This window comes from Imperialibacter sp. (assembly GCF_040222815.1).
Classification (GTDB): domain Bacteria; phylum Bacteroidota; class Bacteroidia; order Cytophagales; family Cyclobacteriaceae; genus Imperialibacter.
In genome coordinates, this window is sequence record NZ_JAVKCH010000009.1 from 56,383 (window position 1) to 69,916 (window position 13,534).

Below are 13,534 nucleotides of genomic sequence, written 5' to 3' on the forward strand. Positions count from 1 at the left end.
ATAAAGTTTATAATAGTTGTTTGTGACGTTTAGTCGATCATCAGTAAAAAATCATTAATTGTAACGGTCTCCAATAGGATTTACCTGGCGGGCCGTTCTTTTTTATTTAATAGCACACTGTATGTCTAATTTATCTTATTACACAGAGGAAGGACTCAAAAGACTCAAGGACGAGCTGAATGAGTTGAAAACGAAAGGAAGAGCTGATATGGCCCGCCAAATAGCTGAGGCCAGAGACAAAGGTGACCTGAGCGAAAACGCTGAGTATGATGCTGCAAAGGATGCTCAGGGCTTGTTGGAGTTGAAAATTTCGAAGCTTGAAGCGATTGTCGGTAATGGCCGGGTAATAGACGAAACCAAGCTGGATACTTCAAAAGTGGCTATTCTGTCGAAAGTAAAAATTAAAAATAAGAAAAATGGAGCGGTGATGACCTACATGCTTGTGGCAGAGGAAGAAGCTGACCTGAAAGCCAGCAAGATTTCGGTTAAGTCACCCATAGGAAAAGGGCTGCTGGGAAAGAAGCTTGGCGAAACAGCCATGGTGGAGGCTCCAGGCGGGAACATTGAATTCGAAATTGTAGATATTGCTATCTAACAACTCGCACGATGGCTTCTATTTTCACCAAAATCATCAATAGAGAAATACCAGGTCATATAGTGCTCGAAGACGAGCACTTCATTGCTTTTTTGGATATCAATCCACTGGTAATGGGTCACACATTGGTGGTGCCTAAAAAAGAAGTGGACTACATTTTTGACAATGACGATGAAACCTTGTCGGGGATTCTGGTATTCGCTAAAAAAGTTGCCAAAGCTATCGATAAGAGTATTCCTTGCAAGAGAGTAGGCGTGGCTGTTATTGGTATTGAGGTGCCCCACACCCATGTGCATCTGGTCCCCCTTAATAGCATGCGAGACATCAATTTTCTGGAGCCCAAATTGCAGCCAACCCAGGAAGAACTGGCTGCCACGGCAGCAAAAATCAAAGCAGCTCTATAACGTGCTTCTATCTGGCTTAGCCAGGTTTTAAGCTCCCTTCACTCTTCCGGGGTTGTCAGAAATAAAAGATTTCCAACTTTTATTTTTGGGCCCGGTGTCGCCACCCTGGAAATGGTGGCATACGGCTACCGCCAGTGCGTCTGTTGCGTCTAATAGCTTTGGTGCTTCGTTAAAACTGAGGAGCGTTTGCAGCATTTTAGCTACCTGTTCCTTTGAAGCATTTCCATTGCCCGTTACCGACTGCTTTACCTTTTTGGGCGCATATTCAAAAATCGGTATTTCACGTGCCAATGCTGCGGCCATGGCCACACCCTGCGCTCTTCCAAGCTTTAGCATCGACTGGATGTTTTTACCAAAAAAGGGAGCTTCCAACGCTACCTCATCGGGATGAAACTCCTCTAAGACAGACGTTATTCTTTCGAAAATTTTCTTCAGTTTCAGTTCATGACCTGAGTACTTGCTCAGGTGAATCACACCAAACTGCAACAATGTTAGTTTGTTTCCCTGCACCATAATGACCCCATAGCCCATAATGCTGGTGCCTGGGTCAACCCCCAAAATGATTTTTTCTTTTACAGTCTTGTTCAAACCTGCTGTAGCTTTTGCGATAAGCTTATTTAAAATTTGGGTGATGCTACATAAATCCTCCCTAAATTCAAACCCGGATGTTGGCTATTGATATTTTCGGGATCATTGCTGCTGTGGGTGTTGTCATATACAGCATGTTCATAGCTTATTGCTGGAGCAAGTGGAAACATGTTCCCACTGCGCCAGAGACTACGGGAACGACTGGCAATCTATCAGTATCAATTGTTATTGTGGCCAGAAACGAAGCAGCGTCCATCGTGTCACTTCTGGGCAACATCAAAGCTCAAACTTATCCCGACGATCTCCTGGAAGTGATTTTAGTCAACGACCGGTCTGACGATGACACAGTAGAAAAGGCTGAGAGTTTTGCGGCAGACGCCGATCTGGCTTTCAGAACTATTCACCTCGAAGCCACAGTTGCCGAAGGGAGCCGAAAAAAGCAGGCAATAAAGGCAGCAGCAGCTTTATCGACAGCAGACATACTTGTATTGACTGATGCTGATTGCAACGTGCAGCCGAATTGGGTAGCCTCTCACATCAACTATTACACACGTTATGAGGAAGCAAAGCTGGTCTTTGGTGCATTTTGCTTTAAAGGCAGAAACTGGGCGTCTGCGCTGTTGAACCTGGAGGCAATGTCGCTGACGGGTGTCGCCGCCATCACCAACCTGATCCAAAAACCAACCATGTGTAGTGGCGCTAACTTATCCTATAGGCGTGAACTCATACAAGAGCTCCATCCTTTTGACAATAACCAGCAAATTGCTTCTGGCGACGATGAGTTTATGTTGCATGCGGTGCAAAGAAAGTATCCGAATGGCGCTTTTTACAATAAAGATCAAGACTCACTTGTTTCAACTGATAGACCGGCATCACTGAGAGCCTTGTACCACCAGCGAAGACGCTGGGCGGGCAAGTGGAAGACCTACACTGTTCCGTGGCCTCGCCAGCTGGCCGTAGCTGTGGTGGCGGGCAACCTGGGCTTCATCTGCCTTTTTAGCCTTTTCTTAATTTCAATGAACCCAGTCTTGCTTATCCCAATCGCCGTAAAATGGCTGGCAGAGTTTGGTTTCAGCCGAAAAATCAGTCGAAACTTCAACCTGAGTGGGCTGGGGCAGTACTTTCTTCTCATGGAAATTATTTACCCATTTTATGCCGTATTTTTTGCTATAGCTTCTAATTTTGGAGAATATCACTGGAAGGGAAGGGTGTATCCATGAGTGACCTGGAGTTTGATGTATTGGACGAGTTGTATTTCGTAACGCACTTCAAAGAATTGAAGAACGCAACCAACCTGTCAGTGGAAAACCTTAAGTCTACCCTCACCGATTTGTACCGTAAGGGATGGTTGAAAGTTTATGAAAGTGTAGCTGCTGAAATATCGGATCAGCAAATCAACTTGGATCACAACTTTCAGAACTACTTTTATCTGGCCAGCAAGGAAGGCCTGCTCGCTCACAATGGGCGCTAATAGGAGTAAAAATGGAGTCTGTAGTTACGCAACAAGATCTCAAAGAGCTGGAACTGAATTCTTTGCTCGAAATCACTCAGGCTATCAACAATAACCTGGCGGAAGCCTCTTTGTACAAAATCTACCATTTTACCCTTCTCGGAAACCTCAAAGTAAAGAAGCTTGCGCTGTATGTGATGGAGGACGAGTGGGACTGCAAGCTCAGCTTTGGTGTAGGCAATAAAAAGATTCCAAAGCTTCCGCCATGTTACCAGAACTTGCCCGAAGAAGTTGAACTCGACTCGAATGAACCATTTTGGTCGGAGTTTCACATGGCATTCCCCGTTCAGCACAAAGAAAAGCTGCTGGCAGTTGTTTTCCTGGGTAAGCAAGACGATGCGCAAACGGAACAGGGGGTGTCTCACAACCTCACATTCATCAAAGCACTGACCAATATCATATTGGTGGCTATTGAAAATAAGAAGCTGGCACGAAGACAACTGGAACAAGAGGCCTACAGAAAGGAACTCGAGATTGCCAGACAGGTGCAGACTTTCCTTTTCCCCAAAAATCTTCCGCAGCTGGAAAAACTGCAGATAGAAGCCACTTATATTCCGCACAAAAATGTTGGCGGCGACTACTACGACTATGTGGAGCTGAGTAATGGGAAGTTTTTATTGTGTATCGCCGACGTATCGGGGAAAGGCGTACCTGCGGCATTGCTCATGTCAAACTTTCAGGCGGCGTTAAGAGTGATAGTCAGGAAGACCTACGATGTGCGGGAAATAGTGTATGAGCTGAACCGCCAGATCATGTTCAACAGCAATGGCGAAAACTTCATCACTTTTTTCATGACCATTTATGATCACGAGGCCGGGCAGATGAAATATGTGAACTGTGGACACAATCCTCCCATTCTATTTACAAAGAGTGGTTTTCAGGCACTGGAAGAAGGCACAACGATATTGGGGATTTTTGAAGACCTGCCCTTTTTGAATGTAGGCACCGTTACCGGGCTGAAGGATTTCAACTTTTTCTGCTACACCGACGGGCTCACTGAGACTTTCAATGCCGAAGGTGAGGAATATGGCTCGGAAAGACTGATGGAAGCGCTTTGCGACATGACCAACAAGTCTCTGGCAGGGATACACGAAACAGTGATCAAGTCACTCGAAGATTTCAAGGGTGCAGAAAGCTACCGGGACGATATCACCATGCTTTCTTGTAAAATCATAAGCTAGACTTGGTTTGCTCTACTTCAGAAAAACTCCCGGTTGGCTAAAGAAGTTGTTTCCTCAGGCGATCTGGAATTTTGATGACAATGAAAAAAAGATATTCCTGACTTTTGACGATGGCCCGATTCCTGAGCTTACTCCCTGGGTGCTCGACACTTTGAAAGAATTTGGTGCCAGGGCTACCTTTTTTTATGTTGGCAATAATATCAAAAAACACCCGGAGCTGTTTAAGCGGGCCAGCGATGAAGGACACAGTATCGGCAATCACACCTTCAACCATCTGAAAGGATGGCGAAACTCTCATGAAGACTATATGGCCAATATAGCGCTTTGTGAGAAAGCTATTGTTGAATGTGGAGCAGGAGACCCCGCCAGACTGTTTAGGCCACCTTATGGGCAGCTGACCTTTTCCCTTGCAAAAAAGATATCTGCCAGTTACCGCATAATCATGTGGGACTACTTAACTGGTGACTTTGATCAATCACTAAGTCCCGAAAAATGCCATGTAGAAACAATAAAAGGAACCAAACCCGGCTCTATTGTCATTTATCACGAAAATGTGAAAGCAGAAGCCCGAATCAAGTACTCGCTACCGAAATTTCTGGATCATTTTTCTTCACTAGGTTATCAGTTCTGTGCCATTGAGTGATACAATCGGTTTGATTTTGATTTTTTTCGTCTGTAGCGTGTTGCTTATCGACACATTGCTGCTTTTCTTTTTAAAGGGCGATTCAAGCAGGGATGTTGCCACAAGTTTATTCGATGATACGAACCTTCCAGGGGTTTCCGTTCTGGTAGCGGCGAGAAACGAGGAGGCAACGTTGCCAAGGTGCATCAAAAGCCTTTTGGATCAGGACTATCCTGCGGATAAGATAGAAATACTCATAGGAAACGATGCCTCCACCGACAAGACAGAGGTTATCGCCCGCTCATTTGAAAGGGAGCACTCTCTGCTAAAAGTATTCAATATTGACCATGAAATGGGCTCAGCCAGGGGCAAAGCAAATGTGCTTGCACAGCTAGCCAGAAAGGCATCCGGCGAAGTCTATCTTATAACCGATGCCGACATGCAGCTTCCGTCCACATGGTGCCAGGCGATGGTAGCAGCTTTTGAAAAAGATACGGGCATGGTAACAGGCTACACGGCGATAAACGAAAACAGCCTTTTCGCTTCCTTTCAGGCCATCGACTGGGCATACGCCATCGGAATGATGAAGGTCGTATCCGACCTGGGCACGCCCGTGACCGGGATGGGCAACAACATGGCTGTATTAGCAAATGCTTATCATCAAACAGGTGGTTATGAGAACATGCCTTTCTCAGTTACGGAAGACTTTCAGCTTACCAGGGCTGTTTTATCCAAAGGATATGGCTTCAGGCAGCTGATTAGCCCACCCGTCACCGGCATTACTTTACCCGCAGCTAGCATCAAGGGGCTTTTGCGTCAGCGAAAGAGGTGGATGAGTGGAGCCGTCCAACTCCCTGTGGCCATCGTGGCTGTTTTGGGACTTCAGGCCTTCTACTATCCGTTGGCCATTGCATTGGCTGTACTCCACCCCTGGTCAATACTTTTGATTGCTGCAAAGAGCGCTGTTCAATCATGGTTTGTTTACAAAACTGTACGCCTGTCGGGACTGCCTGTAAAAATTGGTACACTTGTTCTCTTCGAATTCTACTCGGCTATTATATCTTTGTCCACACTTTTGTTTTCCATTTTGCCTTCAGGAATAAAGTGGAAGGATAGACATTATTAGCCCCGACATTTGATGCAGTTTGTTGATACCCACGCTCATATATATTCAAGAAAATTTTCAGAAGACGTTCACGAGATGGTGGCCCGCTCATTTGAGAGTGGTGTAGAGAGAATTTATATGCCAAATATCGATAGTGAGTCTATCGATAGCATGCTTGCACTGGAAGATGCTTATCCGGGTCGCTGTTTTTCGATGATGGGAGTACACCCCTGTTCCATAAAGGAGGGGTTTGAAAGAGAGTTGAAGATAGCCGAAGAGTGGCTGGGAAAGCGAAAGTTTACTGCTATTGGCGAAATAGGCACCGATCTTTACTGGGATAAAACGCTCCTCGACTATCAGAAGGAAGCGTTTAGCATACAGTGCCAGTGGGCAAAAGAGTATGGCTTGCCTATAGTTATTCATTGTCGTGACTCGATTGACCTGACAATTGATTTGGTAGAATCTCTTAAAGACAAGCGGCTTAATGGGGTCTTTCATTGCTTTACGGGAAATGAACACCAGGCCAGGCGGATACTGGAATTAGGATTTTTTTTAGGAATAGGAGGAGTAAGCACCTTTAAAAATGGCGGACTCGATGCAGCTTTACCCAAGCTGGGTGCCGATGGGCTGGTTTTGGAGACAGACTCTCCTTATCTTGCACCAGTGCCGCATAGGGGCAAAAGAAACGAGCCTTCCTACATTCCAATTGTTGCACAGCGGGTTTCTGAACTAACCGGACTCTCCCTGGCTGAGGTGGCTGAAACAACCACAAGGAATGCAAATCAACTTTTCAGCTATCGTCCATGAACTATAAGATTGTAAACATCGCCACTGCAAGTGGCCTGAATCCAAAAAGCAGCATCCTTATTATATATACCGGAGGCACATTCGGTATGTCATATGACGAAACAGGGTCTCTCGTTCCTTTCAACTTTGGCCTGGTGATTGATAAAATTCCCGAGCTGAAGGCCCTCGACCTAAAAATTACTGTCATTTCGTTTCCTGAGCCCACCGATTCCTCGAATATTAATATTTCACACTGGCAGGACATAGGCTATATTATCTACGAAAACTATTCTCAGTACGATGGCTTTGTAATACTTCATGGAACTGACACCATGGCTTATACAGCGTCGGCACTTAGCTATATGCTCGATGGGCTTAACAAGCCAGTTATCTTCACCGGTGCACAAATCCCTATCGGATCGACCAGATCAGACGCCCGTGAGAACCTGATTACGGCGCTCGAGATAGCCTCTACGCTCGAAGAAGACAAACCGATTATCTCTGAAGTTGCTATCTACTTTAATTTTTACCTGATGAGAGGTAACCGATCACAAAAATTAAGGAGCAGTCATTTTGCGGCATTCGAGTCGGAAAATTACCCATATTTGGCTGAGTCGGGCGTTACTATCGAATACAACAAGTCCTCAATCATGGCCTTTCGTCCTGGCCTTAAACTCAAACTTCATAAGGGATTCGACAATAATGTCACCATCCTAAAGCTTTTTCCTGGCATAAGTGAGAGTGTAGTCAATAGTATATTGGGCACGCCCGGACTTCGGGGCGTTGTGCTGGAAACCTATGGGTCGGGTAATACAATGAACTACGACTGGTTCATAAAAAGCCTTCATTCCGCTGTTACAAGAGGGATTGTTATCTTTAATGTAAGCCAGTGCATAGGAGGGAAAGTAATTCAGGGACGCTACGAATCAAGCAGGATTCTGGAGGAAATAGGAGTACTCAGCGGTCAGGACATTACAACTGAAGCTGCCATCACCAAACTAATGTTTCTGCTGGCAAAAGAGAAGAATACCAAGGAAGTTAAAAAGAAGCTAATAGTGCCAATTGCAGGGGAAATGAGCTAGTTTTACGCTTATGTAAATTTAATATCAAAATTTGCATAAAGAGTTTTTTCTTGATTTATTTGTTGCTGCTAGACGCCAAAAATTGTACTTTGGAGAGGTGTCCGAGTGGTTGAAGGAGCACGCCTGGAAAGTGTGTATACCTCTAAAGGGTATCGAGGGTTCGAATCCCTCTCTCTCCGCAGAATTTATAAACGAGAATTCTAAACGAAAACAAACTATCTTTTACTAACTGTAACCAATTTACGATTTACTAAAATTTAAACTATGAAAAAGTTATTCGCTTCGCTGTTGCTAACAGGCGTTTTTGCATTCAGCCAATTCAATGCAGTTGCTCAGGATGAAGTTTCCTCAGACAGTACTGCTATGGTTGACTCTGCTGCTGTGGAAGAGGTCGTTGCCGAGCCTGAGCCTGTAGCCGCTCCAATGATGGAAGAAGTAGTCGATGAGCCAGAGCAATCATTTCACCAAATTGTAAAGGAGCAATTCATCGCCGGTGGTTGGGAATTTATGGGTATCGTTCTTTTGTGTTTGATCTTCGGATTGGCCGTTGCCATCGAACGTATCATTACATTGAACCTTGCTACCACGAACACCAAAAAACTTCTTGCTAACGTTGAGAATGCGCTGGCTTCAGGAGGTGTTGAGGCAGCAAAAGAAGTTTGTAAAAATACCAAAGGCCCTGTTGCTTCAATTTTTACTCAGGGACTAATGAGAATGTCAGAAGGCGTTGAAATGGTTGAGAAGTCAATCATTGCTTACGGTTCTGTTGAAATGGGTAAACTGGAAAGAGGAATGGTTTGGATATCTCTATTCATCTCTCTTGCTCCTATGCTTGGTTTCATGGGTACGGTAATTGGTATGATTGGTGCATTTGATGCAATCGCTGCAGCTGGTGACGTTTCTCCTGCTCTTGTGGCCGATGGTATCAAAATCGCCCTTTTGACAACGGTAGGTGGTCTTATCGTAGCTGTTATTCTTCAGTTGTTCTATAACTACCTTATTTCTAAGATCGACTCTCTTGTGAACTCAATGGAAGATGCCTCTATTACATTGGTAGACATCCTTGTAAAGCACAATCTTTCTAAGTAGTATTAACATCTAAAGACAGCAAAAATGGATTTTATTGATATAGCATTGATCGGCTCCTACATTCTGGTAGGAATAGCGCTACTAGCAGCGATCATATTGCCTTTGATCAACGCCTTGGACGATCTGTCTTCATTGGCCATGTCGGCCGTCGGTATTCTTATCTTGTTGGTTATTTTCGGTTTGGGATATGCAATTTCAGGCGATGAGGTAACAGCAGTGTATACAAAGTATAACGTCGACGCAGGATTGTCTAAATTGGTTGGAGGTTCTTTGATTATGATGTACCTGTTGACAGGTGTAGCTTTAGTAGGAATCGTGTATACGGAAATTTCAAAAATCGTTAAGTAATATGGCAAGCAAGAAAAACAGACCTAGTACGGAGGTAAATGCCGGTTCTATGGCTGACATTGCTTTCCTTTTGCTCATTTTCTTTCTGGTAACTACCACGATGGCAAATGACAAAGGTATTGCGATGCTTTTGCCACCGAAGCCGGATCCTAACCAGCCACCACCAGAGGTGAAGGAGAATGACAGGAATATCTTCAAAATACAAGCTAACTCGAAAGATTTGCTGCTTGTTGAAGATGAGCCTCTCACCGATATTGAAGAGCTGAAGCCAATGATCAAGGAGTTTATCCTTAATTTTGGACGCCCCTCAGAAGATGCCATGATGGTTTACAACGACCTTCCGGCACCCATGAAGAGCTTTGTCAGCGCTTATGGAAGACGAAAGGATTCGTCTGATGGCCCGGATAAAGCAATTGTATCCTTCAAGGCAGATAGAGGTACGAGCTACGAACTTTACATTACTGTATTGGACGAAGTAAACGCCGCTTACAACGAGGTATATGGTGAGAGAATAGGCAAAACTGCTCAGGAGTTTCTTCAACTGGATCAGAAAGATCCGGAGCAAAAGAAGCTGTATGATCAGGCTCGTTCAGGAATGCCCAGAGCGATTTCTATTGCGGAGCCTACTAAAATTGGAGGTTAATTATGGGAAAGTTTAAAAAGAGTTCGGGTACTTCTCAGGAAATACCTACAGCCGCTCTTCCTGATATCATCTTTATGCTTTTGTTCTTCTTCATGGTAACCACCGTGATGAGGGAAACAGAGCTATTGGTGGAACAACATTTGCCGAGGGCTACACAGTTGTCGAAAATTGAGCGCAAGTCGCTGGTGAGCTACATCTATATAGGCCCTCCTAAGAATGCTGCAACTTTCGGTACTGAACCTAAGATTCAGGTGAATGATGTGTTTATTACGCCTAAGGATGTTGTGCAGTTTGTAAATACTGAAAAGGACAAGCTTAGCGAAGTGGAAAGAGATCAGATTACAATGTCAATGAAGGTGGATATTGAAGCCAAAATGGGTATTGTAGCTGATGTGCAGCAGGAGCTGAGAGAAGCTAATGCCAGGAAGGTGCTTTACAGCTCCCTTCAAGGTATGGATAACCAATAATCATAGTTGATAATCATATAAAAGTCTTTCCTTTGGGGAAGACTTTTTTTTTGCAATGAACCTGAACCTTAAGAATAACAAGGTGGTGAATGCCTGGTGCATGTACGACTGGTCTAATTCAGTCTACAACCTGGTGATTACCAGCACTATTTTTCCAGTTTATTATAGTAGCGTCACGAGAAACTTTTTTGGTGGTGAGAAGGTACAGTTTTTAGGGCTGGAGATCACCAATACGGTTCTCTATTCCTATTCTATCTCTTTCTCGTTCCTGGCTATTGCACTCTTTTCTCCTTTGCTTTCGGGCATCGCTGACTATGGAGGCATGAAGAAACTCTTTCTTCGAATCTTCACCTATATCGGCGCAGCTGCGTGTATAACGCTTTATTTCTTCGATGGGAGCAACATTGAGCTGGGTATTTTCGCTTCTATTGTGGCCAGTATTGGCTACTCGGGAAGCCTGGTTTTTTACAACGCTTTTTTGCCTGAGATCACCACTTCCGACAGGTATGATATCGTAAGCGCCAAAGGCTACGCCATGGGGTATGCCGGTAGCCTGCTGCTTCTTCTGTTTAACCTTATCTCTATTACTTTTCCTGATTGGTTTGGGTTTGCTAATGGGGGAGAGGCGTCACGATTTGCCTTTTTGCTGGTAGGGGTGTGGTGGCTAGGGTTTTCACTAATTCCCTTTCATTTTCTACCCACCAATCCCTACAATCGAAAGCCTGCTGGCAAGCTTCTGGCTCATGGCTACAAGGAGGTGCGGAAAGTGTTTAGGTCTCTAAGGGAGTTGCCTTCCATGCGGCGTTACCTCAAAGCTTTCTTTTTCTACAACATGGGCGTGCAAACCGTCATGTTTCTGGCCGCAACTTTTGGCGACAAAGAGCTGAAGTTGCCTGGCGAAAAGCTGATACTGACCGTGTTGATTATACAGGTAGTAGCCGTCGCCGGGTCATATTTGTTCGCCTACGTGTCGAAGATAAAGGGCAACAAAATATCATTGTCGATAATGGTTGTGATCTGGATTTTGGTTTGCCTTGGGGCATACTTTGTTACTTCCGCTATGCAGTTTTATGTAGTAGCCACTGTGGTCGGGCTGGTAATGGGGGGTATACAGTCACAGTCCCGGTCGGCATTTTCTAAGCTGATACCTGAGAACACCATTGACCACGCTTCTTATTTTAGCTTCTATGATGTGACGGAAAAACTGTCAATTGTGATTGGGACATTTGCCTATGGATTGATAGAGCAGCTTACTGGCAGCATGCGAAACAGCACACTTGCCCTTGCTACGTTTTTTATTTTGGGTCTCTTTTTCTTGAGACAAACCAATTTTAAGATTATCAGGCTTCCGAAAGCGGAAGAAGCTAAATGAGCAAGGAAACCAGACCACTTGTAATTGAAAAGGACGGACAGACGCTCATTTACGACCTTCTTAGACGGAAGTACCTCGTTTGGACGCCTGAGGAAGCGGTCAGGCAGCAGATGGTAAATTATCTCATGGCTGAACTCCACTACCCAAAGGGTTTGATGTCGATAGAAGCCGGCTTGCATTACAACAAAAGGCAGAAGAGAACAGATCTTGTGGTGTATAACAACGCCGGCAAACCTCACATTCTGGTGGAGTGTAAAGCGCCAGATGTAAAGCTAAGTCGGGAGACAATTTTTCAGGTGGCGACTTATAACAAAGAGCTGGACGCAAACATATTGGTCATTACCAACGGTAACGAAATGATTTGTCTCCAGGTTGAAAGGGAAAGGAATAACCTGGTATCTCTCAGCGATATCCCTCCTTATAAGTAAAAAAGAGGTTGTCCGCATCTAGAACAACCTCTTCTTCAATAACCTCTTCAGATCGAATTAATTCAGGAATGTGTTTACGTCTGTATAGGCCAAATTGAAGGCTTCTGATACTGCCTGGTATACCACTTTTCCGTTGATCACATTCAAGCCAAGTTTCAGTTCATTGTTGTCCCTGCAGGCTGTCTTCCATCCCTTGCCAGCCAGCTGAATAGCATATGGCAGTGTGGCATTGGTAAGTGCCAGCGTGGAAGTGTAAGGAACGGCGCCAGGCATATTGGCGACGCAGTAGTGAATCACATCGTCGATGATGAAAACCGGATCCTGGTGGGTAGTCGGTTTGGTTGTCTCGAAGCAGCCACCCTGATCCACCGCCACATCCACCATTACCGTGCCTGGGCGCATTTCCTTCAGCATGTCTTTGGTGATAAGCTTGGGGGCTTTTGCTCCAGGGATAAGCACTGCACCGATAATGAGGTCATGATCTTTGATGAGTTCACGGATATTGTATTCGTTGCTCATTAAGGTTTTAACGTTGGCAGGCATCACGTCGTCCAGGTAGCGCAGCCTTGGGAGGCTCAGGTCAAGTATGATAACATCAGCACCAAGGCCGGCAGCCATTTTCGCCGCTTCAGTACCCACTACGCCACCACCCAGAATCATCACTTTTGCCGGGCGCACGCCAGGCACACCACCCAGAAGAATACCCCTGCCTTTCATCGGTTTCTCCAGAAACTTGGCGCCTTGTTGTATCGACATTCTACCAGCTACTTCCGACATAGGGATGAGAAGGGGCAGAGTGCCATTGGCTTTCTCCACTGTTTCGTAGGCAAGGCAAACAGCCCCGCTCTTTATCATTGCATGAGTGAGGGGTTCGTAAGAGGCAAAGTGGAAATAGGTAAATAGCAATTGATCCTTCTTGATAAGCGAATACTCTGCTTCGATAGGCTCCTTCACTTTCATGATCATTTCAGCTTTCTGGTAAGTAGCTTCAATGGTCGGAAGTATGTTGGCACCGGCCTCTTTGTAAGAATCATCAGTGAACCCGCTGCCTTCTCCTGCAGTAGACTGCACATGAACCTCATGGCCTCTCTTTAATAATTCAGTTACGCCTGCAGGGGTCAATGCAACCCTGTTTTCATTGTTTTTAATCTCCTTTGGAACCCCAATTATCATGATCGTATTGTTAGTTAATGTCGCTTTTTTGGAAAGGCCACAAATATATGAACATGAATGAATAATTGTTTTGAAACTCTTCGATTTTCGAAGTTGACAAAACCGTCCACCTTTCATTGAATAATACTAAAATTTCTTACC

General features: G+C 44.8%; 17 protein-coding genes and 1 tRNA gene. 16 read left to right on the forward strand and 2 right to left on the reverse strand.

Going from position 1 to position 13,534, the window contains the following annotated elements; all coding sequences use genetic code 11:
- The first annotated feature begins 121 nt into the window (after nucleotides 1–121).
- Nucleotides 122–595: a transcription elongation factor GreA gene (gene greA, locus RIF36_RS01915; protein ID WP_151998344.1), complete on the forward strand. Its 474-nt coding sequence runs from the start codon at nucleotides 122–124 to the stop codon at nucleotides 593–595.
- An 11-nt stretch (nucleotides 596–606) separates the two neighbouring features.
- A complete protein-coding gene (locus tag RIF36_RS01920; protein ID WP_350076580.1) occupies nucleotides 607–999 on the forward strand; it encodes an HIT family protein in 393 nt (130 codons plus the stop codon).
- A 27-nt stretch (nucleotides 1,000–1,026) separates the two neighbouring features.
- On the opposite strand, the gene ruvC is transcribed toward RIF36_RS01920, so the two are convergent.
- Nucleotides 1,027–1,587: a crossover junction endodeoxyribonuclease RuvC gene (gene ruvC, locus RIF36_RS01925; protein WP_350126920.1), complete on the reverse strand. Its 561-nt coding sequence runs from the start codon at nucleotides 1,585–1,587 to the stop codon at nucleotides 1,027–1,029.
- Between the two features lie 77 nt (nucleotides 1,588–1,664).
- Here ruvC and RIF36_RS01930 point away from each other — a divergent pair, with 77 nt between their 5' ends.
- From RIF36_RS01930 to RIF36_RS01995, 14 genes are all read left to right on the forward strand, one after another.
- Nucleotides 1,665–2,807, forward strand: coding sequence for a glycosyltransferase (locus RIF36_RS01930; RefSeq protein WP_350126917.1), 1,143 nt, complete (start codon nucleotides 1,665–1,667; stop codon nucleotides 2,805–2,807).
- Complete coding sequence (locus RIF36_RS01935) at nucleotides 2,804–3,058, forward strand: transporter (protein WP_151998348.1); 255 nt, start codon at nucleotides 2,804–2,806, stop codon at nucleotides 3,056–3,058. The genes RIF36_RS01930 and RIF36_RS01935 overlap by 4 nt, the downstream gene beginning before the upstream one ends.
- An 11-nt stretch (nucleotides 3,059–3,069) precedes the next feature.
- A complete protein-coding gene (locus RIF36_RS01940) occupies nucleotides 3,070–4,278 on the forward strand; it encodes a GAF domain-containing SpoIIE family protein phosphatase (RefSeq protein WP_350086708.1) in 1,209 nt (402 codons plus the stop codon).
- 7 nt (nucleotides 4,279–4,285) lie between these two features.
- Nucleotides 4,286–4,921: a polysaccharide deacetylase family protein gene (locus tag RIF36_RS01945; protein WP_350076589.1), complete on the forward strand. Its 636-nt coding sequence runs from the start codon at nucleotides 4,286–4,288 to the stop codon at nucleotides 4,919–4,921.
- 16 nt (nucleotides 4,922–4,937) lie between these two features.
- Nucleotides 4,938–6,026, forward strand: a complete 1,089-nt coding sequence (locus RIF36_RS01950; protein ID WP_350126914.1) for a glycosyltransferase — start codon at nucleotides 4,938–4,940, stop codon at nucleotides 6,024–6,026.
- Nucleotides 6,027–6,038: 12 nt separating this feature from the next.
- Nucleotides 6,039–6,812 carry a TatD family hydrolase gene (locus tag RIF36_RS01955; protein ID WP_350126911.1) on the forward strand — a complete coding sequence of 258 codons (774 nt, stop codon included), beginning with the start codon at nucleotides 6,039–6,041 and terminating at the stop codon, nucleotides 6,810–6,812.
- Nucleotides 6,809–7,873: an asparaginase gene (locus RIF36_RS01960; protein WP_151998353.1), complete on the forward strand. Its 1,065-nt coding sequence runs from the start codon at nucleotides 6,809–6,811 to the stop codon at nucleotides 7,871–7,873. The genes RIF36_RS01955 and RIF36_RS01960 overlap by 4 nt, the downstream gene beginning before the upstream one ends.
- Before the next feature lie 91 nt (nucleotides 7,874–7,964).
- Nucleotides 7,965–8,052 (forward strand) — tRNA-Ser (locus RIF36_RS01965).
- Between the two features lie 85 nt (nucleotides 8,053–8,137).
- Nucleotides 8,138–8,962 carry a MotA/TolQ/ExbB proton channel family protein gene (locus RIF36_RS01970; protein WP_151998354.1) on the forward strand — a complete coding sequence of 275 codons (825 nt, stop codon included), beginning with the start codon at nucleotides 8,138–8,140 and terminating at the stop codon, nucleotides 8,960–8,962.
- Between the two features lie 24 nt (nucleotides 8,963–8,986).
- On the forward strand, nucleotides 8,987–9,310 hold the full coding sequence (locus RIF36_RS01975; RefSeq protein WP_151998355.1) for a hypothetical protein: 324 nt from the start codon (nucleotides 8,987–8,989) through the stop codon (nucleotides 9,308–9,310).
- Nucleotide 9,311: 1 nt separating this feature from the next.
- On the forward strand, nucleotides 9,312–9,953 hold the full coding sequence (locus RIF36_RS01980) for an ExbD/TolR family protein (protein ID WP_317487413.1): 642 nt from the start codon (nucleotides 9,312–9,314) through the stop codon (nucleotides 9,951–9,953).
- Nucleotides 9,954–9,955: 2 nt separating this feature from the next.
- Complete coding sequence (locus RIF36_RS01985) at nucleotides 9,956–10,420, forward strand: ExbD/TolR family protein (RefSeq protein ID WP_151998357.1); 465 nt, start codon at nucleotides 9,956–9,958, stop codon at nucleotides 10,418–10,420.
- A 55-nt stretch (nucleotides 10,421–10,475) separates the two neighbouring features.
- Complete coding sequence (locus tag RIF36_RS01990; RefSeq protein WP_350126907.1) at nucleotides 10,476–11,792, forward strand: MFS transporter; 1,317 nt, start codon at nucleotides 10,476–10,478, stop codon at nucleotides 11,790–11,792.
- Nucleotides 11,789–12,220, forward strand: coding sequence for a type I restriction enzyme HsdR N-terminal domain-containing protein (locus RIF36_RS01995; RefSeq protein ID WP_350126904.1), 432 nt, complete (start codon nucleotides 11,789–11,791; stop codon nucleotides 12,218–12,220). The genes RIF36_RS01990 and RIF36_RS01995 overlap by 4 nt, the downstream gene beginning before the upstream one ends.
- Before the next feature lie 57 nt (nucleotides 12,221–12,277).
- Here RIF36_RS01995 and ald read toward each other — a convergent pair whose 3' ends face one another.
- Entirely contained in the window at nucleotides 12,278–13,393 is a 1,116-nt protein-coding gene (ald, locus tag RIF36_RS02000; protein WP_350126901.1) for an alanine dehydrogenase, read from the reverse strand.
- Between the last annotated feature and the right edge of the window lie 141 nt (nucleotides 13,394–13,534).